Here is a 22051-nt window from a genome sequence, read left to right as displayed (position 1 = left end):
TTGCTGCCTGTATTTTACAGACGGCAACTTTTTTAAATGCCATTGCTCTCGATAATGAATTGAAGCATGTCATATCGAGAAGTTTAGTGATCTTAATATACTCTGACGTTTTTCAAGAGTAATTCAAAAAAGGATTACAAAACCAAAATAACATAACATTTACAGTCGTTGGACCGTATAGTATCATTTTCATTCTTATTCGTTGCGAGAAGGGTGGATTGACTTTGTTAATTGAAAGTGTGATAGACCACATATCGAGCCTTAAAGGGTATTCATCTATAAAAAAAGTCGAGAAAGGATACTCACCAGATAAAAAATACATAGTTACCGTCGGCCAAAATCAATACTTTATACGATTATCTGACATACAATATCACGAAAAACGAACCATCGAATTTTCATTGCTTGAAGCATTAGAAAAACAAGGTGTACAAACATATAAAGCCATAGAATGTACTTTATTGATTGAGGCTAATCTTTCTGTCATGGTATTAAGCTATATTGAAGGATACCCTGCTGATGAATTCATTTCGAATCTTACTGATGTGGAGCAATTTAATATAGGACTTGCTGCTGGGAAAGAATTAAGAAAAATTCATCAATTACATGCCCATGCCCCACAAACGATACACTGGGAAGTAACTCAAAGAAAGAAATTCAGCTTTTATTTAAATGAATATAAAAAAGGTAGCTATCAACTGCCAAAAGAGCATAAAATACTAAACTTTATTGAAAACAATTTCCATATTCTTGAAGATCGACCTATAACCTTACTCCATGATGATTTTCATCTGTGCCATATCATCGTTCTAAATAACACGTACAATGGCGTAATTGATTTTAATGGCTATGATTTTGGTGACCCCTATCATGATTTTTATAATCTTTCTTTATTTAGCAGAAGACATAGTATCCCATATTGTATTGGACAAATAAATGGTTATTTTACAGAATCTCCAGACGATACATTTTGGCGAATATATGCCCTTTATGCAGCGATGAATATCATCTCTACGATTGTGTGGACGAAAAGATATGATGAACAATCTTTTGATGATGCATTGCAAAGAATCCATCTCATTTTAGCAGATCATGACTATTTTAATTTGGATCAACCATTATGGTATAAGTCCATACCTATTGATAGTGTTACAGGTTTATAAACGGTGATAGGGTTTACGATAATTATTAAATAGCCTTTGTCCTCAAAATATTGAACAATTGGTGTGTGATAATGGCCTGTTGATTCCATAACAAGAGGGGGAAGCTCTCCTGAAATATCTTCTAATTCTTTAATAAAATCTAATAAACTAGCTAACCCATCAAGATCATGTTTTACTTTCAAACTTTTCTTGTAGGGCTTCTTTCTTTCCAAGTAAGCTTGAACCTGACTTTCACCTTTTGCTACATCCAGACCGATGACTGGATTCATTATAATTCCTCCTTCAAAATGATAATTGCCGGTAACCCCTAAATCCTCTTTGTAGTGTCATAGCTTCGCTTGTTATACGAGATCATTGTCCCAACCAGCCTCAAACATGTTTCTACAAGTAGGGGGCGAACTGTTTTGCGGACGGGGTCTTAGCCCCACGGGCGCGAACGTTCTACCCCGGCTACCGTTATCATATATCGATATAAAAAATGGTCAACCAGAAATATTTTCTGGCTGACCTTATAATACGATCGGGCGCGATTGTGGAAGAAGCGTCGCTGTTCTTATTAAACTCCCATGAAAGAACTAAATCATCTTTCATATTCTGTGGTGTAGCACCGATTTTGCGCTACATGGATGGCTAACGGGTGCTTTATTGGAAGAAGGAGGATCTTTAATCAAACTTTTTTATAAAAAACAGTTCTTGAAATTAAAATAAAGCCAATGTTTTGATCAAACTTTATTCAAAACATTGGCTTTTTATATACAGTGGGAGCTATAAGGAGAAGAAGCAGTTTAGATTAAAAAATGATCTAGCCACTTATTTTATATGAATGATGTTGTTATTCCTTGGAAAATGTGTAAAGTCATATTCAAATGTTAAAAGTGGTGTTGCTCGTGATAATCATATTAAACTCTGAATTGAGCTGCTAAGTCTCTTAACTCTTCTGCCAAGTTTGCAAGTGCATAAGCAGATGATGAAATTTCTTCCATTGATGCCATTTGTTCTTCAGTCGTTGCAGAAATACTCTCTGTGCCCGCTGTAGTAGATTTAGTTATGGAGTGGATTGTATTCATACTACCAACAATTTCTTCAGTTCCTGCTGCCATTTGCTCTACCGCTGCAGATACTTCTTCCACCTGCATTGTAACACTTTGAATGGCACCTTGAATTGAAGCGAAAGTTGTACGTGTATTTTCTGTTGTTTTAATCCCCTCATTAACTCCCGCTGTTACTAACTTCATTGATTCAACAGCCTTTTGAGTATCTTTCTGTGTCTCTGAAATCAACACTTCAATTTGGTTTGAAGAAACAGCAGACTGTTCTGCTAATTTTCTAACCTCATCTGCAACAACGGCGAAGCCATTCCCATGCTCGCCAGCACGTGCGGCTTCAATTGCGGCGTTCAGGGCAAGGAGATTTGTTTGTTCAGCAATCGCTGTAATCGAATCAATTATTTGACCAATGTCATTAGAACGTTTTCCTAACAAGTCGACAACTTCGGATAAGCCATTTACTCTTTCTGTGATGTCCATCATTTGTTGATTCATTTGATTTGCGGCATTTATACCATTTATCACCAGGGATAAAGACTCACCTGAAAGTTCGGTTACAGCTTGAGCATTCCCAGCTACTTGTTGCACACCTGTTGAAAGCTCATTGACAGTATTGACGGTGTTAGAGACATTGTTTAGTTGCTCTACTGATCCATGAGCGATAGTTTCCATCGTATTTGCAACCATCTCTGTTGCTTTTGTAGTTTCTGCTGCATTAACATTCAATTCCTCAGATGCCTCGGCTACATGATTAGCAGTTTCAGTGACTTTAGTTACCGTATTACGAATATTATTAATCATCGAATTAAATGATTGAGTTAATTGACCGATTTCATCTTTGGATGAATAGGTACCTTGCACAGTCAAATCTCCATCGCCCGCTTTTAACATATTAGCCTGCAACTCTTTAACCGGATTTACAATTAAACGTGCAATCCATGTTGCTAATGTAATAAAGAAAATAATGGCCAAAACAGAGAGGATGGCAGAAACAAGTATAGTAGTGGATAGACTTTGTTTATTTTCCTTATTCAACTGTTTAGCATCTTCGGAACATATAGTCATAAGATTGCGTGCTTCATTTGCCACTTTCTCACGATAATCGCCCATAGCTGTAGTGTATAAAGAATAGGCTTCCTCGTTTCGGTTTTTACTAGCCAAATCAATGACCTCTGTCATAGTACTAAAATAACCGTCGAGATTGGATTTAATAGATTCTAACAGTTTTCGTTTATCTTCATTTCCATTGTAAGAGGCTTCAAATTTCATGATTGAGTCATTAAGTTTTTCAGTTCTTTCGGAGATGTTTGTCTGTAAATCAGTATTACGATTTGCATCCGTAGTAATCATAAGCTCTAAAACGAAAGAATCTATCGCACGAATGTCAGCTCGAAGTTGGCCGATATATTGAATTGGCAAAAGTGACTTGTCGTACATTTCACTAGATTTTTTTGCCATATCTTCAATGTAATAAAAACCAACACCTGAAATAATTAGCAAAAATATAACAGCGGATGTAATAAGTGTTAGGATTTTCTTTCTGATTGATAAGTTTTTCAAAAATATTCCTCCATAGACTCAACTAATCAAAAGTTCTGAAATGACAGTGGTATATACTAATAACTTTGGATATATTGAGTAATTTATATTTTGTAATAATATACTACACTAAATTTATGAGAGAATCATGAAGTTTTTATTACGAAAAATAAAGGGTTACAGCTGTTATATCCTCAATTTGGGATAAATCGTAATAATACAACTACAGCAAACGAGCGCGATTGTTTAATAAGCGTCGCTGTTCTTCTTAAACTCCCATGAAAGAACTTAATCATCTTTCATATTCTGTGGTGTAGCTCTGGTTTTGCGCTACATGGATGGCTAACGGGTGCTTAACTTTAATAAGGAGTAGAGCCTTATTAAAATAGTTCAATGTGTTATAGTTGTAAATATATCCTTTATATGTAAATCGTATCGTTAAATGAAGAATAGCAATGGCTTAAATAAGGGGATATAAAATAATTGGTATATAACTAAACATGGTTTGGGATCAATCCTATTTACAATGGATAAGAGGAGTGAAGGGAATGAAAGAAAATTTAAAAATAGCTTGGATAGCTTCGTGGTTTGCACTTGTGGGGCAGTTAGCAATTTTCATAGGAGTGGCGATATTCACAACAAATTGGCGGTTTGTAATGTGGAGTTTTATGGTGAGTATGATGATAGGGGTTCCTAGTATGATTAATACTTGGCGAGCACAGAAAAAAGCGAACAGCAATAAAAAGAACGGAGCTGTCTTTTAAGACGACCTTTTTTATTGAACTAACGGCGCAGTTTAGTGCAACAAGGAGTACCTTCAAAATTATGGGGATTTACAACGCTAAGTTAAGAAATGTGACCAAACGACGCTTTGGGAATGTTAAACTTTAATTACACGAGGGGGCGAAAAAATGGATTATACTAAAATCTATAATGAGGAACTGATTGCCTTAGTAAAAGAAAAAGTAAAGTCAGTCGGTGAAATTAAAGCTGTGAAGTTTTTGAGAGAGCAAACAGGTATGTCCTTAATACAGGCAAAAAAATTTGTAGATTTTTGTAAAGAATAGACATAAAAATTAGAGTCAATAAATTAACCTATGTTTTATTGCAACAATATTTATAAAGCATACAAAATAAATATAATAAACGTTCCCAAATGAAAGTTTGGAAACACACCAAAAAGGCACGAATGTTGTTAAATCAACGTTCGTGCCTTTTTATGAGGACTATTGTTTATACAGCTTTTTAAGCAAATCTATATAAACATAGCTACGATAGGACTTTTAGAGATTTTTCAGAGTGTGTTATCTGAATAAAAACCTGTATATAGAGACAATTTATTAAGCTGTATACCAGCATTTTTTTATCGTTCCTATACTTCAATTATAGGGGCTATATAACAATCGGCGCGATTGTTTAATAAACGTCACTGTTCTTCTTGTACTAACAGGTGCTTTACTTGAAAAACATTGAGTTGCATATGCAGCTCTTTTTTTCTTTATTGAGCTCCCATGAAAATTAAACTCTTCAATTTCTGAATAAAGACAACACGAAAGCAGACGCAGCTCATTTGTTTTTTTAAATTTGCAGCGTCAAAATTAGGGTGGAATTATTTGTTGGATTAGGAGGCATCTGGTTCAATGATTGTGGCATTATACCCTAAGTTTTCAAGTCTTGGAACTGAATATCGTTNACACTTAAACTCCCATGAAAATAAAACTCTTCAATTTCGGAATAAAGACAACACGAAAGCAGACGCAGCTCATTTGTTTTTTTAAATTTGCAGCGTCAAAATTAGGGTGGAATTATTTGTTGGATTAGGAGGCATCTGGTTCAATGATTGTGACGTTATACCCTAAGTTTTCAAGTCTTCGAACTGAATATCGTACAATAGATTGTTCTTTTTGCTTGTCAAAGTAATCTTCACCTAAGTCTACGTACATTTCTTTGCGTGTTAAGAGATAGTAGGCGATCCTTAAAATTGCATGGGCAACGGATATTCCTGCTCGCTTTTTACCTTTTCGCGAAGCAGTTCGTCTATACATTGCACCCAGGTAGGTTTTGGATCCTCAGACAGAATGAGCTGCTTCTATTAAAGCTGATTTCAAGTATTTGTTTCCTTTTTTCATGTTAGTTGATTTCCTTTTACCAGCACTCTCGTTGTGTCCAGGTACTAGCCCTGCCCAGGAACATAAGTGAGCCGCACTGGGGAATTGCTTCTCCACGTCGGTTCCGACTTCTGCTAAGATTTGCTCAGCCATTCGGGTAGCGATGCCAGGAATGGAATCCAACCGTTCTATATCTTCTTGGTGAGAAGATAGTCTAGTAGCTACCTCCAGATTTAACAGTTCAATCTGTTCACTAAGAAAATCAATATGGGTAAGAATGGTTTTTAACATTAGCCGTTGATGTGGATTGATATACCCGCGAAGAGCGAGTTCAAGCTCATCCTTTTTCTTCTTCATTGTTCTTCGAGCGAAGCTCGCTAGTTTTTCAGGATCATCCTCTCCATCTGCGATGGCACGAAGCATGTCACGAGATGAGACACCCATAATGTCGGAGACAACGGAGCCAAGTTTGATATTTGCTCCTTCTAGTACCTTTTGAATCCGATTATGTTGTCTAGCACGCTCTTCAATAATACTACGACGGTATCGAACTAACTCTCGTAGTTCTCGTTGATTTCGGTCTGGAATAAAACTTGCTTTGAGTAGTCCGTGTCGAAGTAGTTTGGCGATCCATTCTGCGTCTTTCACATCGGTCTTGCGAGACCTGGTACTGCTTTCATATGTTGAGCATTCACTACTAAAAATTCAACATTCTCTGCTTCAAGTAAGTTAACGATCAGCTTCCAAAATACACCTGTACTTTCCATTGCTACGTGGGTACAACCATGCTCCTTGATCCAGTCGATTAACTGTAATAGAAATACAGTTTTAGTGGAAAACGTTTGAATCTCCTTTCCTTTTGGAGTCATAATACATGCAGTAATGGAATCCTTGTGAACGTCCATCCCACATGCGCGTTCAATGATTACTTCCATTGTAATCATCCTTTCTACGGCAAACAGTATTGGAGGCTGGTGCAACAACCAGAGTAGGATTAATCTCCCATGAGTGCTTCCCGTAAGGGAGCGACATTCTGTCTGTGATGCACCGTGGTCGTTGGAGTCAGACTAACGGATGGGCTCTATGGCACCATAGTTCATCGACCTTCCTCTCCCGGCCGTAGTATCCTATACCCGATTTTCACATTTTCATTCTCTGTGGTGTAGCGCCGATTTTGCGCTACATGAATGGCTAACGGGGCAGAATACTTCAACAAGTATTTTATATAAATTTAGATGTGTTTGGGGTGATTTTAGTTGTTATATGGTGATTTGTTTAGTTCGATTATGGTTACTCTTATTTTATATTACTTAATAGAAAATAAGTTGAAGGGGAAAGAACGGTTTTTAGGATATTTCGGTATTGCTACCATACCGATAAACTTATTGCCGCATTGGCAAATTGATCAAATACCTGAACATTATAATCCTCATAATAGTAATCTTGTGTTATGGGTTTTAGAAACGTTAAAACCTGAACATATTGTTACACATGAACATCCATCAAATACATATATAAACCTATACAAAGATGTCAGTATATAAATAAACAAATCACCTGCATATGGTGCGTACCTTTGCAAAAGTGACATTGGGTCAAGTTGGTCGTTAGACACTATAATAAGATTGAAAGGCTTAGGAGATATTCCTAAGCCTTTCTTGATACATTTTCACATCCAAGTAGATATTAAAAAATTCGTTTTTTACTAACATTTAGATTGGAATACTCTTTTTGTATTAGAATAATTATACTTTTATTTTTTTGCAGCAGCAATATAGTATAAAGCCTCTTGTTTACCATTTATTATTCCTTCAAATTGATATATAGGCTGTTGGAAATTTTTTGTATCCGAATAAGATGATAATGTACATTTTGTAATAGTTATTATATCTCCTTCTTTTAATGATTCTAGAGGTAAGAATTCTCCACGTTTTAATTTTTGAAATGCTTCTTTTGAAGAAATAACTTCTATATCTTTAATCTTTATTTGTTCTGAAGAATTTTTCTTGAATTTATAAACAGGCATTTTTTTAGGATTTTCATCTAATGATATTGTTGTTTTAATAGTGATACCAGACATTTTAGTTTCTGGATTAATAGGGAGATTACCAAATTCCTGCATGTGATAAGAAATAATAATTCCAAATGTTAATAAACAAACTATCATTGGTAAAGATGCATATTTAACAATTTGTTTAAATGTTCCAGATTGTTTGTTTTTTTTAATAAACAATAAATTAATTATACAATATCCAAGCATACCTCCTAAAGTGTTATGCAATAAATCGGATATATCTATACGCCCAATATCTGTTACAAATTGAACTATTTCAATAAAAAAACTTGTGCCAAATACGACTAATAATACTGATCCTGCTCTTTTAAAAGACTTATTAATTAAGGGTAACAAAATTCCTGCTGGAAAAAGTAAAGCAATATTTATAATAATATCTTGAAAAGAAACAAGCGAAAAATTATTCCAAGCAAATCTATATCCACTTAAAATATCAAAATTAATTGTCCCTTCATGCGGAATACCACTTCCACGACCAAATAAAGTCCCAGCTAATACAATAAGGTAATATCCTAACAATAGTGTAATTAAAACAATTTGTTTTTTTTCGAATGAATATTTCCCTTTATATATTCGTTTATACAAAACAAAATAAACTAAATTTAACAAAATAGGTACCAATACTATTATTATTATACTATTAATACTTAGACTTCCTAGTATAGAATTGATTAAGCTCATATAATATCCTCCTAAATAATTTGACTTGTTTATTTTAGCAAGAAAATCTTAAGATTTTTTTAGAATAAAACTTAAGAATTCATGAAGTATTCCATTCTATCTATAAGCGTTAAATCGCTGGTTAGTATTATTTTTACAGACTTTTCTTATGCTAAACAGTATGACTTTGTGAATAAAAGTACTTAAGCTAACGGGGTACTTTACTTGAAGATCATTGAGTTGCATATGCAGCTCTTTTTCTTATTGAACTAACGGAGCAGAATAGTTGAGTAAGGTTGGGAAACAATATCCCTAAAAGGGGTAGAGAAAATGAAAAAAATAGTTTTTATTGTCTTATTTCTGTTATTTTCAGTTGGTGCTGTTGAGAAATTATCTGCTCGTTCACTACAATCAACTGAAGATACATTTGAAGTCGATGAACAGCAAGAATTATCAATAAAGCAAGCGATTGAAATAGCATATCCGCCTGCTTTGAAATGGAATAAAGATGTTCAATTATTACAGGCGATCAATATAGATTTAGATAAGCCAGGGAAGTCAATTGGACATAATGGTAAAACTAATAAGTATTTCTTAGTTACCATTCACGAAGGGAAAATAGATCATACAAGTGATTTAACGGGGGAGAGCTCTTCTCCTTATCCTAAAAAAGAGTTTATACAAATGAAAGATATTCAGTATGATTCACCTGAATTGCTTAAAAAAGCACTGAAAATGGGCAGTATTTATCCCGGTAAAGATTGGGCTAAAGGGTATAATTTTATGCTTAGAAAAGATACAGAAAGAAATATTAACTTACTATTAGTGATAGGTTGGAATAGTGACCAGACAAAAATGAAAGCTGCGGGCTTTAATGCTTCAACAGGAGAATACATTGAACCTAATTTGTAAGTTTCACTCCTTATTAAGCTAACGAGTACGATTGTTCAATAGAACAGTCGCTACCCAATAACGTAGAGATTAGTTCAATACATATATAAGTGAAAAAATAAATAATGGAGGGGTAAGGTGACACATTCTTGTATAGAAATTGTTAATTTCAAAATGAACAATGGGCAAATACATTTCAATCAATAAAACAAGTTATTAGTAAGTCTTTAAATGATTTTATTATTGGGATTGAACACGTGGGTTTAAAGAAGTGACTAGCACTGAATGTATAAACAATTCAGAAAATTAACTGCAATTTAAAACTTTTGACCAATATTAAAAGGTTGTGTCGAACTTCAAGTCATTGAGACACACACAAACACTTTTTAGGTTGCTTGATTCCAATATTAAATGGGCGCTAAGTAGCCTAATTTTTATTGTGTCCGCTCCTCATGTTGATTTGAAATAAAGTTGTACAGTTTATAAAAAAGGTTAGATGTTAAAGCAAACTCGCGATGAAATAAAACGTTCAAAATCAATGCATTACTTGAAGAAACGGATTGGGAAATTGTTTATAATGTAACTGAAAAGTCCGAATTATTTCGAACTATTTTAAGAAGAGAAAGGCTTAGGAGTTATTCTAAGCCTTTTTGTAGTTTTTCAATGAAAGAAAATAGCATTGATTTTATGTACTTATTACATCACTTACCGAAATCCTATAAAAGTTTTATTGAAAAAATGAACTATTTATAATACTAAATTGTTACTTGTATAGAAATCAGAAAAGGAGGTGGGATTGTGGAACACTTTAGCGATGAGAGGGTTTTGTTTCAAACATATTATAAAGACGTCTTCAGGGCTTGCTATTACATGCTTCAAAATAAATACGATGCAGAAGATCTTTGTCAGGATGTTTTTGCGAAAGCTTTGAGTGAAGATTTTCGAGCCATACAAAATCAAAAATCCTGGTTACTTAGTATTGCCATGAATATGTCTCGAAATTATTTAAAGAAAAAGAAAAGACTGCTATTAAAAGAGAATTTTAATTTCCTATCATCTAAACAGTTTGACAATACCCAAAACATTGAGCAAACAATACAGATCAATGAAAATAAAAGTGAGTTAGTTGATTTAATGAACAAACTGCCTGTTCGTATACGGAAGGTTATGGTATTAAAGTATGTGCATGATTGTAAAGATAAAGAAATTGCTCAAATTTTAAAAATCCCTGAGGGGACGGTTAAATCGAGACATTTTAAAGGTAAAAAATTAATGGAAAAGTTTATTGAAGTGGATAAAAATTTGTTACTTGAATGGAGGGGGCATCGTGAGTAATATGGACGATTTAATAAAAGAGCAAGTGAAGTGCGATCAAGTAGATTATCCTAATGAGAATGAAATGTGGAGTAAAATCATCCGTAAGCAACAAAATAGTAATTATAAAACTAAAAAACATAGCTATAAACCCCGAATTATATTAACCGCCATTTTGTTTACAATTGTTTTATCATCCACAACTGTATTTGCTAAATATTCAACAGAAATCTTGGACTGGATGAGAAATATGAATAGAACAGGCATTATTACTTCTTTAGAAAATGGATTTGGACAAGAAGTAAATAAAACTGCTGAAAATGAAGTTGGTGTCTTAACCATCCATAATGTAGTTTCAGATCAGAATGGTACTACTATTAACTTTAGCTTAGCTATTGATCACGATTATCCAATAGATTATGCAGACTTCGAACACGCATTACTCAAAATAGGTGACGGAAAAGAAATACAGATGGAAGCAAGTGCAGTCTATAATCAGGAATCGGATAAATTAGTAGGGGTCCTACATACAGATGAGGAAATCCCACATAACAGTAATGTTACACTTCAACTGGGGGGTGTAAAGGAGACACAACTGAAAAGTATAGAGTTACAAGATTTGGCTCACTCGAACACATATCCTGAAAAGATAAATATTCATCAAGATGGAATATCACAAATAGATTTCATTTCAAATGATTATCAAAACGGACAATATATATTGGATTATCTCATCGAACTGGAGGAACCCAATAACATTGAACACGCCTATTTATCCTATACCATAGAAAATGAACCCATTGCGAATTCTGGCGTTACTCATAAACGTCCACAACCAAATGTCATTAAAAAAAGTGACTCACTAGAGATGCAAAAAGACGCAGTAGAAAAATTAGGCGTATTTTTAAATTATAATAATACGGTAAGTTATAAATCAGAAACATGGAACCTAGATTTTCAATACAATCATGATCTTGCTAAACAATCTACTTTTGTTAGGGATATAGACGAAAAAGTTGAGCTAGGCTCTCGGGAACTTCAATTTAAAGAGCTTGTGATTACACCGAGTAGGGTAAAGCTTTATTTTGATGAAAAAAATATAAAGACCAATTCTAATTGGTCTTATGTCAATAATTATCGTCAGATTAAATTGCGAATTGGTGAACAAGAATTGTCAGGAAATTATTTTGATGATTATCTTTCCTTTGAAACACAGGAGCTAATAAAGGATATTACGAATAAAGAAATTGCTCTTACTTTAAATGATGCGAAAGTTTCTTATGAAGCTGAAAAGCAAGATAAAGTAGAGCTTACAAATATTTCTGATGTACCACAAACCATAAAAGCAGAATTAAACGGGTATCCAATTGATGTTACCTACTATGCTAATGGTAATGATTTAATCGTTGAATCAGAAAGTAAAAACGAGCAATTTGGTGGTATCACACAAAATGTTATTTATCAGAATGGCGAAAGAATCTTTGCTGAAACTCGTTCTAATGATGGAGTGTTAAGAACACATAAACAAGTGGAAACATTTAAAAATATAAAGGAGAAAGATATTACATTAAATTTCTTCCTTTATACTGTCAATGAAGATCGAGCTAAAACTATTATTTTACAGTAAATCATTTGTAGTGTAGATTTAAGTTTTAAAAAATGAATGACGGTAATGATGCGAATTTTAATACTGCTGTGTAACATAATTGCGAATTGTTTTAAGAAAAAATAAAAGAGTCACTCTTTGTGAACCCCAAAAGTTAGATTTTTGATCTAACTTTTGGGGTTCACTGCATTTTGAGTGAATATCTTTTAGAATTAGAGTGATATAAACAGTTCGTAACCAACACTTCAGTTGTTGCCTCTCCGCCGTTTGCTTTAACAATATCATCGGTATTTCAAGAATGATTCTTACTTATCCAGGGGAAACATAGGGGCATTTGTCTTCAAAATCTACGGAACGGGCCCATACCTGGGAAAAACGGTCTCTCGCCTGGGAAAAACGGTCTACCTGGGAAAAATGGTCTGCCTGGGAAAAACGGACCGACCGGGAAGAATGGGCTAACTGGGAAGAATGGACTGCCTGGAAAAAACGGTCTACCTGGAAAAAATGGTCTCCCGCCTGGGAAAAACGGGCTCATACCTGGAAAACGCATTGGAAATACCATTTTTTTAACTCCCTTCAATTGATTATAGTATAGGCTATGTTCAATCAATGAAGTGGCTTAGACTAAGGCACAAGTTTGGGATATTTGCAAAGGATGATTTTAAATTGTTCCACAAATTGCCACTCACGTAATACAGATACTCTTCAGTTGGCATCTGGAACCAATAATTTATTAACATAAAGGATTGTTACGTAAAATGTATTCAATTCCGGTATGATAAAAAATTATTATTCAATGTAGTGTAGTTCTTTTGTTGAATAGCTCAGTAACTAGGTCTCCCCTGATAGATGATATTGTAAAGTCATATAAACAAATAAATGTAATCAATATTTGAAATGACCTATAAAAGATAAGCACGGTTATTTCATTAGGCACTGCGATGATAATTTCTCTACTTAATAGAATTTGAAAGTGTGGAGCATTTTAAACAAGAGCTAGATATGAAGAAAAAAGTTGGTGATGATTTTGAAGAATTATATTCAATGAATACGATTAAATAGAATAGTTGATATAAGTAATTTTTTGTTTTGTATATGTTCATTTAGTAAACGTATTACAACTAAAAGAAAAACATATAAAAAATGTCACAAAAAATAATGAAAATCAGTACATTTAAAAGATAATATTCCGATATTTAATAATGTCTAATGTCTAACATCTATATTAACGATACATCCACTTTTTGAAATAAAAAAGTAATTTCAAAGTCTTTATACAAAAGTTTGAATAATAAATTCATCCTCTTTTTTTAGAAAGTAAACGCTCTATTAAACCGGATGCTATTTGAATAGTAATACTCGAATAACATTAGAAATTCCTAAAAAATAAAAAAATATTATTGTAATAGAGCATTGTGAGATAGTAACAGGAGGAACATGATGAGAAATTATTTCGAAGACCCGTACATAAATATTGAGCAACAACTAATTAACTTAGTCAGTGAAATTAGTGAATATAAAGGAATGTTGACCGCTTATAAAGAGCAAAGACCTGATATATTTACTAATCTTGAAAAAGCTATACCCCTACAATACATAAAAAACTATATTTCGGTTTATGAGGATATAAAAGTTTCGAATAAGCGATTAAAAGAACTTATTTTAAATGATATGATACCTCAATCAATTTCGGAAGATGCGATATTTTGTTATCATGAAACTTTGACTCTTGTACATAAAAAATCCAGTACTTTTTCTATAAGTCCAGATACTATACAAGAATTGCATTTTCAATTAATTCATTATAATACCTCTGACAGTGCAAAATGGCGCGAAAAGCCATTTTCTATTCCGGGATTTCCTGAAAATGGGATGTACACGATTTATTATCGTCCTCTTCCACCTGAAAATATTCCACAGGCAGTAGAACAATTATGCAATCAGTACAATTTATTAAACTGTAAAAAAGAGTTCCCTACACTTATATTGATAGCTCGCTTTATATTGAATTTTTATTGCATCATTCCTTTTAGTCAAGGTAATAGTAGATTAACGCTTATGTTCATGCAATTACTATTATTAAAAAGCGGGCATACATTTGTAAAATATGTTTGCTTAGATGAATATATAAAGAAAAGAGAATCAGAATACTATGAAGCTATATTTAAATCATCGGTTAATTGGTATTGTAATGGGCATAATATTAGCTTCTGGTTAAAAGAGTTCCTAATTATTATGTTAGAGGCTTATAAAGATCTACATAGTAGAGTATTGGATTCTATATGTAAACATACAAAGGTAGAGCGAATTCAGAATTTTATTCATAATCAAAAACAACCTTTTACAAAAGAATGTATTCGAAGTATTTATCCAGATATAGCTGAAAGCACAATTAGTAAAGCTTTAACGGATTTACAATTATTAGGTAAAATTGAACTTATTTCAAAAGGGAGAAATGCGCGCTGGATGAAAGTAGAATCTTAATCTACATCTTTTCAGATCGGGGTTAATCAGTTTCTACTGAACAAATCAAAAATCTACTCTAAGAACCAATTGCCAATCTTTATTCGGCAATTGGTTTTTTTAGTTTTAAAGGAATGGAAAGCTTTCCATTAATAAAATATTCCAACGAAAGTATTCGTTTTGCCTTTTTATCACAATAATACATGTCCTTTCTAACAGGATCAATATGTCTAAATTTAGAAGATTTATTTTCTATTTCATTGATAAAAATATGTCAATATTGCAACTTCAATCTGCTATTCCCCACCATATTATGACATTTTCGTTTTTGTTTTGTTCATATTAATCAATTTTAAAATTAAAAATACAGTGAAAATAAGCTATTTTGCACTTAAAATAGTTTATTTTCGCTGCAATTTGCTAAAAAATGTGACTGTACCTAAAATTTACATTACAGGAAAGTAAAAATAGTTCTGGAACAAATCTTTCCTAAAACTATAAGTATAAGGAGGTAAACAAAATGAAAAAGAAAATTATTACAGGATTAATGATGACGTCTATTTTAACTACGGGGGCTATTCCTTTACATACTTTTACAACGCCTATAGCTCAAGCAGAAATTCAAGAAGAGAACATAGCTATTTCCTCATCTTTAAGAAAATTAGGTGCACAGTCAAAATTGATTCAAATGTATATAGACCAGGCTTTAATTAACCCTAATGTACAGCTACAGGAAGTACCAGCTTTAAATACAGAGCAATTTCTAATAAAACAAGATATGAAAGAATGGTCATCGGAACATTATCCGAAGTTAATTCTAATAAATTCAAAAAGTAAAGGTTTTGCTACTAAATTTAATAACTATTATCCAACATTAAAAGGATATGTAGATAATGTGGACGATAAAGAAGGTTTTTTGGATAGATTAGAAGTCCTTCAAGAAATGGCTATGACTAATCAAGAAAGTGTGCAACTTCAGATTAATGAATTAACAGAACTTAAATCACAGCTTGATAAAAAACTGAAAGATCTCGATACAGATGTGACAAAAGCTCAGGAAGTTCTAAGTTTAGAGGGAACAGGGAAGATAGACAAGTTAAAAGATGAATTACTAGCTACTAAAAAATTAATTCAAAATGATTTGCAGCAAATAGCATTTCTACCAGGGGCTTTAAATGTACAAGGACTTAAAATATTCCAAGAGATTTATAGTCTTGCAAAAGATATTATCGAACCAGCTGCTCAAACAGCAGCAGTAGCGTATAACAAAGGAAAAGAAATTAATAAATCTATTTTAGAAGCAGAGGAAAAAGCAGAGCAAGAAGCAAAAGAAAATGGTAAATCTGCTTTAGAGATTGAAGCTGCTAAAAAAGAAGCTCGTGAAGCAATCGAGAAAAATAAAAAAGGTGAAATTGCTGCAGCTGCAGCTACAAAAGCGAAAGAGTATGACCTTATGAAAGCAATTGACCCAGAAAGAATCAAAAAAACATATAGTACCTTCGCTGAAGTAAATAATTTAAAGGCAGAACAACGGGCACATTTAGATGATTTAGAGCAGCAAAATCAAAAATTATATGATTTGACAACGAAACTAACGATAGCAGATTTACAACAATCAATGCTTCTTCTTATGCAACATGATTTACATACTTTTGCTAGCCAAGTAGATGTAGAACTTGACCTATTGAAACGCTATAAAGAAGATTTGAATTTAATAAAAAATAGTATCACCAAATTAAGTGCTGATACTACTGACAATACGACTCAAAAAGATACATTAAGACGATTAAAAAATGTAATAAGTCAACTAGAGGAACAAGTTGAGAAATTTTAATATTCAAAAAATGAAATCGCAAAAAACTGTGGAAGTTTGGGAGGAGATTGGATATGAAGAAATTACCGTTCAAAATATTAACAGTGGCAACTTTGGCAACAGTTATAACTGCAACTAACAGTAGCACTATTCATGCACTTGCGCAAGAACAGATCACTCAGGAACAGAAAATAGGAAATTATTATGCATTAGGACCTGAAGGACTAAAAAAAGCGTTAGCTGAAACAGGATCTCATATTCTTGTAATGGATTTGTACGCAAAAACAATGATTAAACAGCCGAATGTAAATCTATCCAATATTGATTTAGGGTCAGAAGGGGGAGAATTAATCAAAAATATTCTTCTTAATCAGGAACTGTCTCGAATCCATGCGAATTATTGGTTAGATACGGCGAAGCCAAAAATTCAAAAGACAGCACGTAATATTGTAAATTATGATGAACAATTTAATAACTATTACGACACATTAATAGACACTGTACAAAAGAAAGATAAGGAAGGCTTAAAAGAAGGTATAGGTGATTTAATCAGTACAATTAATACAAATTCAAAAGAAGTTACAGAAGTAATTAAAATGTTGGAATCCTTCAAAACAAAACTGTATACAAATACTATAGATTTTAAAAATAATATTGGTGGTCCAGATGGGAAAGGTGGATTAACGGCAATATTAGCTGGAAAACAAGCATTAATTCCACAACTTCAAGCTGAAATTGAAAATCTACGCTCCACTCAAAAGGCACATTTTGACGATGTATTAGCATGGTCAATTGGTGGTGGATTGGGAGCAGCTGTTTTAGTTATTGGAACTATTGCAGGAGGGGTGGTCATTGTTGTGACTGGCGGAACAGCGACACCGGCTGTTGTAGGCGGCCTTGCGGTTCTAGGGTCAGCTGGTATTGGTTTAGGAACAGCAGCAGGTATTACGGCATCTAATCATATGAACTCCTATAACGAAATTTCTAATAAAATCGGAGAATTAACGATGAAAGCCGATTCTGCTAATCAGGCAGTTATAGCACTTGCTAACGCCAAAGACACTTTGACATATCTGTATCAAACAGTGGACCAAGCGATAATGTCTCTGACGAATATTCAGCAACAATGGAATACAATGGGGGCAAATTATAAAGATTTATATGATAATATCGATCAAATGCAAGAACATAAGCTCTCTTTAATACCTGATGATTTAAAAGCTGCTAAACAGAGTTGGAATGACATTCATCAAGATGCAGAATTTATTGCAAAAGACATTGCCTTTAAACAAGAAGAAAAGAATTGAAATAAAGATAGGAGGAATATAAAATGAAAAAAAAATCTCTTTACAAAGTACTCGCTGTATCGACGCTTTTAACCTTGACAACGACTTCTGTAATCTCTCCAATAGCAGCATTTGCAGAGACAAGTAAGATTGAACAAACTAACAATAGTGATACATCTCTTTCAGCAAATGAAGCGAAGATGAGAGAAACTTTGCAAAAGGCGGGGCTTTTTGCAAAATCTATGAATGCCTATTCTTATATGTTAATAAAGAATCCAGATGTCAACTTTGAAGGGATTAATATTAAGGGTTATCCAGATTTACCTGGTAAAATTGTACAGGATCAAAAGGATGCAAGATCACATGCCCTTACATGGGATACAAAAGTAAAAAAACAGCTGATAGATACATTGACAGGTATTATTGAATACGATACAAAATTCGAAAATTATTATGACATAATTGTAGAGGCCATTAATACAGGAGATGGAGAGACATTAATAGAAGGAATAACAGATTTACGAGAAGAAATTCAACAAAATCAAAAATATGCACAACAATTAATAGAAGAATTAACTAAATTAAGAAATGTTATTGGACAAGATGTAAGAGCGTTCGGCAGTAACAAAGATCTTTTACAGTCGATTTTAAAAAACCAAGGGGTTGCAGTTGAGGATGATCAAAAGCGACTAAATGAAATTTTAGAATCAGTAAACTATTATAAAAAATTAGAGTCTGATGGATTAATAACAGTGTTTGTGCCCTCTATTCCTACTTGGATTGCTGGTGGTATCATGCTGGGGATAGCTAGAGACCAACTAGGTCAATTAGAACCGTTATTAGCACAATTAAATCAGACGGTTGATTATAAAACCACATTAAATCGTGTAGTTGGAATTGCACATAGTAATATTAGTGAGATGTACAATGCACTCGATGATGCTATTAATGCTCTTACTTTTATGTCTGCACAATGGAATGATTTAGACTCTCAATATTCAGGAGTACTGAGACATATCGAGAATGCATCTGAAAAAGCGGAACAAAATAAATTCAAATTTTTACTACCTAACTTGAAATCAGCTAAAGACAGCTGGAGAACATTAAAAATAGATGCAGACACATTAAAAGCAGGGATAAAAGAGTTAAAAATATAGTCTGTTTTCAATAGAAAAGTAGATTTGGAGAATATTTCATTTTCCAAATCTAGCTTTTTATTTTTTTGTGTTATGTTATATCAATAAATCCGATACGACCTGAACAATTAACAAGAAAAAAATGATTGGTAATAAAATTTGGATCCACTTTGTTTTGATATAAGGAATTATCTTTAAGCCTAAGAACGAGCCAACGATAGAGCCAATTGAAACAGGAATGGCGATTCCCCAATTAACAATGCCCGTAAAGTAGTAAAAGAGAAATGCACCTGTACAACTTGAAAACGTAATAATTCTTGTTAACTCAACCGCTTTTATATAGGTATATTGCTTTTTAAGATGATAGGTTACATTCATAAGTGCTGAGCCTGGTCCAAAACCACCGTCATATATTGAAACCGCAAACGGTATGAGTTTATTAATTGGTAGTTCCTCTGTCTCTTTAATATCCTTTACCATAAATTTATTACTGCTAAGTACAATGAAAAATGCGAAAATTAAGAAGACACAAGCTACCGCATTCATGACTTGTTCCGATAATCGAGTGGCTAAAAATGCGCCCAATACACCTCCTAAACTAGAAATCATAATTAAAGGTGTAAATTTTTTTAACGATAAATGCCCTTTAATTAAAAATGATACGACATTTGATAGAGCTGAAATTCCGGTCGCAAATTTATTAACTGCTACGGTTGCATGAATCGGAATGCCAATAAGTAACATTGCGGGTAACAAAACGAAGCCTGCAGCGCCGAAAAGAACACCAATAACTGCTGCGAGTAAGCCAATTGTAAATAAAATAAATCCATTTACTGATAACCATTCATGTAGTAAAATTTCCATCAAATCACCTCTATACCTAAAATACTGCTAAATAATACATAAAACAAATATATATAAATTGCTTATTCATAAATATTATTTATGGATAGAAAGGTGTGAATGAAATGAATTTGCATGCGTTAAGGATTTTTACGAATGTAGCAAAGCTTGGAGGAATTACCGCAGCAGCAAATAAAATGCTTCTTAGCCAACCAGCTGTCACTATTCAAATTCGGAAATTAGAGAGCGAAATAGGGGCAAAATTGATAGAAGGGAAAGGACGTGGCATTCAATTAACTCCTGAGGGGAAGTTTTTGTATGAGCAGGGAATGCGTTTATTTTATTTAGAAGCACAAATTGATGAAAAGCTCGGTAAATTTTTAGCGAAGGAAGAAAAAATACATATTGCTTCTTCCTATATACCAATAAACTATATACTCCCGCCTATTATAGCAGCGTATAAGCTTGCGAATCCTCACATTGAATTTTTGGTGTCGTTAGGTAATGTAAAATCTGTGGAAGAGCAAGTCATGAGTTATGAAGTAGATCTTGGTTTCGTCGTGCAAAATAAAATTGGTCACCCTGATTTACAGTTTGAAAAAATATTAGATATCCCGTTTTGGTTTGTTGTTCACCCATCACATTCTTTGGCAAATCAAACTGTTTCCATTTATGAATTATCGAAAGAGGAATTTATTTATCGGGAACGTGGTAGCTCAACACTAGATTTATTGGAGGCCGTTTTTTACACGTTAAACGGTCCATTACCTAAATTAGGACTTCAAATGCAGGGCTTACATGAATCGATTAAAGTAGTGGAAGCAGGGTACGGTATGACTTTAGCGCCATCCTACAGTGTAACGGAAAGTATAACAAATAGGAAACTAGCTCGGGTGTATGTTGAACAGGCAGATATTCAGCAAAGTTTATTTATATGTACACGCAAATCAGATTTAGAAGAGCATCCATTTATTCAGTATTTAAAAAATCATTTAAACGCTATAAATTAACAATAAAAATCGGAAACAAGCATTAGTTATGCTTATTCTCGATTTTATAAAATAATTTTTCACTTGTAGTATTCAACCTTTATTAAGTAACAGCCACGATTCCTATAATTTGAGCTAATGAGATTTGTTCATTCAGAAAATAACCGGTAGAGTGTCTGAAAAATTTCGTAATACCGACGATTGTCAAAACCGACGACGTTGTGATAGAATGGAAACAAATGTTCTTATGTTGAGGTGGGGTTATTTAGTCAATAAAGCATACAAATAAATTCCCTTTCACATAATAATATTTTATAGTAATTGTAGTTAAACACAGATTTATTCAAGTAAGATTTCGCTTTAAAACGAGGAGGATATCATGGGAAGATTAGTTCATTTTGAAATTCATGTAAGTGACATGGAACGTGCAAAGAATTTTTATGGAGAGGTATTCGGATGGTCATTTCACGATTGGAGTGAGTATGCAGGAATGCCTTACTTTGGAGCAGTGACTGGCAATGAAGACGAGCATGGTATCGATGGTGCTTTAATGCAACGTCAAGGTGCTTCTCCGGAACCAAACCAAGCTTTAAATGGATTTGCTTGTACAATGGGTGTGGAAAATTACGATGTAACGGAAGCTAAAATTCTTGAGAATGGCGGCACGGTTGCGATGCCGAAATATGCTCTTCCAGGAATGGCGTGGCAAGGGTACTATATTGATACCGAAGGAAATATATTCGGAATTCATCAACCCGACAAAAATGCAAAATAGAGTTCATAATAGGTAAAAAATATGCAATCACAAGACACGGCAAGCACTTTTAAAAAGCCTGGCTTAGACTGCTAGAAGCTGTTTAACTGAAAATTAAACAGCTTTATTTATTATTCGTAATAATATCGTATATAAAGAATAGCTATTGCTCTTTTCTATTATCACTTTGACGGGTTGCTTGGGATGTAAAACACTCCAAAAATAAACTTTGTTGAAGAATTAAGAACTTAGCTGGAAGTTAATCTATCTTTAATAAGAGTGTGTTTTGATTTAAATTTTTTAATCAAGACAAGCTTTTTAGATTTTTTAATAACAATCAATTCATTAATGAATTATTACTTTGGA

The 22051-nt window shown here is 33.3% G+C and carries 18 protein-coding genes and 1 pseudogene; 13 read left to right on the top strand and 6 right to left on the bottom strand.

The genetic code is table 11. The features are described from left to right. Positions 1-224 precede the first annotated feature (224 nt). Positions 225-1163, top strand: a complete 939-nt coding sequence (locus ACZ11_RS13965; protein WP_049667008.1) for an aminoglycoside phosphotransferase family protein — start codon at positions 225-227, stop codon at positions 1161-1163. Here ACZ11_RS13965 and ACZ11_RS13960 read toward each other — a convergent pair. Then, entirely contained in the window at positions 1112-1432 is a 321-nt protein-coding gene (locus ACZ11_RS13960; protein WP_049667007.1) for an IS110 family transposase, read from the bottom strand. The two genes, ACZ11_RS13965 and ACZ11_RS13960, sit on opposite strands and share 52 nt — an antisense overlap. Before the next feature lie 630 nt (positions 1433-2062). Next, on the bottom strand, positions 2063-3769 hold the full coding sequence (locus tag ACZ11_RS13955; RefSeq protein ID WP_049667006.1) for a methyl-accepting chemotaxis protein: 1707 nt from the start codon (positions 3767-3769) through the stop codon (positions 2063-2065). Positions 3770-4296: 527 nt separating this feature from the next. Between ACZ11_RS13955 and ACZ11_RS13950 the strand changes: the two genes are divergently transcribed. Together ACZ11_RS13950 and ACZ11_RS26640 are read left to right on the top strand one after the other, a co-directional pair. Then, positions 4297-4512: a hypothetical protein gene (locus ACZ11_RS13950; protein WP_049667005.1), complete on the top strand. Its 216-nt coding sequence runs from the start codon at positions 4297-4299 to the stop codon at positions 4510-4512. A gap of 147 nt (positions 4513-4659) precedes the next feature. Next, positions 4660-4815: a hypothetical protein gene (locus ACZ11_RS26640; protein WP_169776079.1), complete on the top strand. Its 156-nt coding sequence runs from the start codon at positions 4660-4662 to the stop codon at positions 4813-4815. A 750-nt stretch (positions 4816-5565) separates the two neighbouring features. On the opposite strand, the pseudogene ACZ11_RS13945 reads toward ACZ11_RS26640, so the two are convergent. After that, a pseudogene (locus tag ACZ11_RS13945) lies at positions 5566-6791 on the bottom strand (IS110 family RNA-guided transposase). Positions 6792-7127: 336 nt separating this feature from the next. On the opposite strand from ACZ11_RS13945, the gene ACZ11_RS13940 reads away from it, so the two are divergent. Continuing rightward, positions 7128-7400, top strand: a complete 273-nt coding sequence (locus ACZ11_RS13940) for a hypothetical protein (protein ID WP_134008554.1) — start codon at positions 7128-7130, stop codon at positions 7398-7400. Positions 7401-7609: 209 nt separating this feature from the next. Here the strand turns inward: ACZ11_RS13940 and ACZ11_RS13935 are convergent, their stop codons facing one another. Next, positions 7610-8611, bottom strand: coding sequence for a VanZ family protein (locus ACZ11_RS13935; protein ID WP_049667003.1), 1002 nt, complete (start codon positions 8609-8611; stop codon positions 7610-7612). Positions 8612-8920: 309 nt separating this feature from the next. Between ACZ11_RS13935 and ACZ11_RS13930 the strand changes: the two genes are divergently transcribed. From ACZ11_RS13930 to ACZ11_RS13920, 3 genes are all read left to right on the top strand, one after another. Further along, positions 8921-9502, top strand: coding sequence for a hypothetical protein (locus ACZ11_RS13930; RefSeq protein WP_049667002.1), 582 nt, complete (start codon positions 8921-8923; stop codon positions 9500-9502). A 777-nt stretch (positions 9503-10279) separates the two neighbouring features. Continuing rightward, positions 10280-10816, top strand: coding sequence for an RNA polymerase sigma factor (locus ACZ11_RS13925; protein WP_049667001.1), 537 nt, complete (start codon positions 10280-10282; stop codon positions 10814-10816). A gap of 1 nt (position 10817) precedes the next feature. Continuing rightward, positions 10818-12422, top strand: a complete 1605-nt coding sequence (locus ACZ11_RS13920) for a DUF4179 domain-containing protein (RefSeq protein WP_236690878.1) — start codon at positions 10818-10820, stop codon at positions 12420-12422. Between the two features lie 319 nt (positions 12423-12741). Here the strand turns inward: ACZ11_RS13920 and ACZ11_RS27040 are convergent, their stop codons facing one another. After that, entirely contained in the window at positions 12742-12963 is a 222-nt protein-coding gene (locus tag ACZ11_RS27040) for a hypothetical protein (RefSeq protein ID WP_134008551.1), read from the bottom strand. An 878-nt stretch (positions 12964-13841) separates the two neighbouring features. Between ACZ11_RS27040 and ACZ11_RS13910 the strand changes: the two genes are divergently transcribed. The 4 genes from ACZ11_RS13910 to hblA all read left to right on the top strand — a co-directional run bounded on the left by ACZ11_RS13910 (position 13842) and on the right by hblA (position 19120). Then, a complete protein-coding gene (locus ACZ11_RS13910) occupies positions 13842-14885 on the top strand; it encodes a Fic family protein (protein ID WP_049666998.1) in 1044 nt (347 codons plus the stop codon). Positions 14886-15384: 499 nt separating this feature from the next. Next, complete coding sequence (gene hblC / locus ACZ11_RS13905) at positions 15385-16698, top strand: hemolysin BL lytic component L2 (protein ID WP_049666997.1); 1314 nt, start codon at positions 15385-15387, stop codon at positions 16696-16698. 53 nt (positions 16699-16751) lie between these two features. Further along, positions 16752-17984: a hemolysin BL lytic component L1 gene (gene hblD / locus ACZ11_RS13900; protein WP_049666996.1), complete on the top strand. Its 1233-nt coding sequence runs from the start codon at positions 16752-16754 to the stop codon at positions 17982-17984. Between the two features lie 23 nt (positions 17985-18007). Continuing rightward, positions 18008-19120 carry a hemolysin BL binding component B gene (hblA, locus tag ACZ11_RS13895; RefSeq protein ID WP_049666995.1) on the top strand — a complete coding sequence of 371 codons (1113 nt, stop codon included), beginning with the start codon at positions 18008-18010 and terminating at the stop codon, positions 19118-19120. Between the two features lie 75 nt (positions 19121-19195). On the opposite strand, the gene ACZ11_RS13890 is transcribed toward hblA, so the two are convergent. Next, positions 19196-19963, bottom strand: coding sequence for a sulfite exporter TauE/SafE family protein (locus tag ACZ11_RS13890; protein WP_049666994.1), 768 nt, complete (start codon positions 19961-19963; stop codon positions 19196-19198). A 104-nt stretch (positions 19964-20067) separates the two neighbouring features. On the opposite strand from ACZ11_RS13890, the gene ACZ11_RS13885 reads away from it, so the two are divergent. Both ACZ11_RS13885 and ACZ11_RS13880 read left to right on the top strand, forming a co-directional pair. Further along, the gene (locus ACZ11_RS13885) at positions 20068-20952 is read left to right on the top strand and encodes a LysR family transcriptional regulator (protein WP_049666993.1); all 885 of its coding nucleotides are present in this window, start codon (positions 20068-20070) and stop codon (positions 20950-20952) included. 358 nt (positions 20953-21310) lie between these two features. Continuing rightward, a complete protein-coding gene (locus ACZ11_RS13880) occupies positions 21311-21706 on the top strand; it encodes a VOC family protein (protein WP_049666992.1) in 396 nt (131 codons plus the stop codon). Positions 21707-22051: the final 345 nt, after the last annotated feature.

It is taken from the genome of Lysinibacillus xylanilyticus (assembly GCF_001183605.1).
Lineage (GTDB): Bacteria > Bacillota > Bacilli > Bacillales_A > Planococcaceae > Lysinibacillus > Lysinibacillus xylanilyticus.
This window is presented reverse-complemented; position numbering and strand designations above follow the sequence as displayed.

Coding starts and splice junctions, on each gene's coding strand:
- ACZ11_RS13880 (WP_049666992.1), top strand. CDS start 21,311: ATGGGAAGATTAGTTCATTTTGAAATTCATGTAAGTGACATGGAACGT.
- ACZ11_RS13930 (WP_049667002.1), top strand. CDS start 8,921: ATGAAAAAAATAGTTTTTATTGTCTTATTTCTGTTATTTTCAGTTGGT.
- ACZ11_RS13935 (WP_049667003.1), bottom strand. CDS start 8,611: ATGAGCTTAATCAATTCTATACTAGGAAGTCTAAGTATTAATAGTATA.
- ACZ11_RS13920 (WP_236690878.1), top strand. CDS start 10,818: ATGGACGATTTAATAAAAGAGCAAGTGAAGTGCGATCAAGTAGATTAT.
- ACZ11_RS13960 (WP_049667007.1), bottom strand. CDS start 1,432: ATGAATCCAGTCATCGGTCTGGATGTAGCAAAAGGTGAAAGTCAGGTT.
- hblC (WP_049666997.1), top strand. CDS start 15,385: ATGAAAAAGAAAATTATTACAGGATTAATGATGACGTCTATTTTAACT.
- ACZ11_RS13910 (WP_049666998.1), top strand. CDS start 13,842: ATGAGAAATTATTTCGAAGACCCGTACATAAATATTGAGCAACAACTA.
- hblA (WP_049666995.1), top strand. CDS start 18,008: ATGAAAAAAAAATCTCTTTACAAAGTACTCGCTGTATCGACGCTTTTA.
- ACZ11_RS13950 (WP_049667005.1), top strand. CDS start 4,297: ATGAAAGAAAATTTAAAAATAGCTTGGATAGCTTCGTGGTTTGCACTT.
- ACZ11_RS13890 (WP_049666994.1), bottom strand. CDS start 19,963: ATGGAAATTTTACTACATGAATGGTTATCAGTAAATGGATTTATTTTA.
- hblD (WP_049666996.1), top strand. CDS start 16,752: ATGAAGAAATTACCGTTCAAAATATTAACAGTGGCAACTTTGGCAACA.
- ACZ11_RS27040 (WP_134008551.1), bottom strand. CDS start 12,963: ATGGTATTTCCAATGCGTTTTCCAGGTATGAGCCCGTTTTTCCCAGGC.
- ACZ11_RS26640 (WP_169776079.1), top strand. CDS start 4,660: ATGGATTATACTAAAATCTATAATGAGGAACTGATTGCCTTAGTAAAA.
- ACZ11_RS13885 (WP_049666993.1), top strand. CDS start 20,068: ATGAATTTGCATGCGTTAAGGATTTTTACGAATGTAGCAAAGCTTGGA.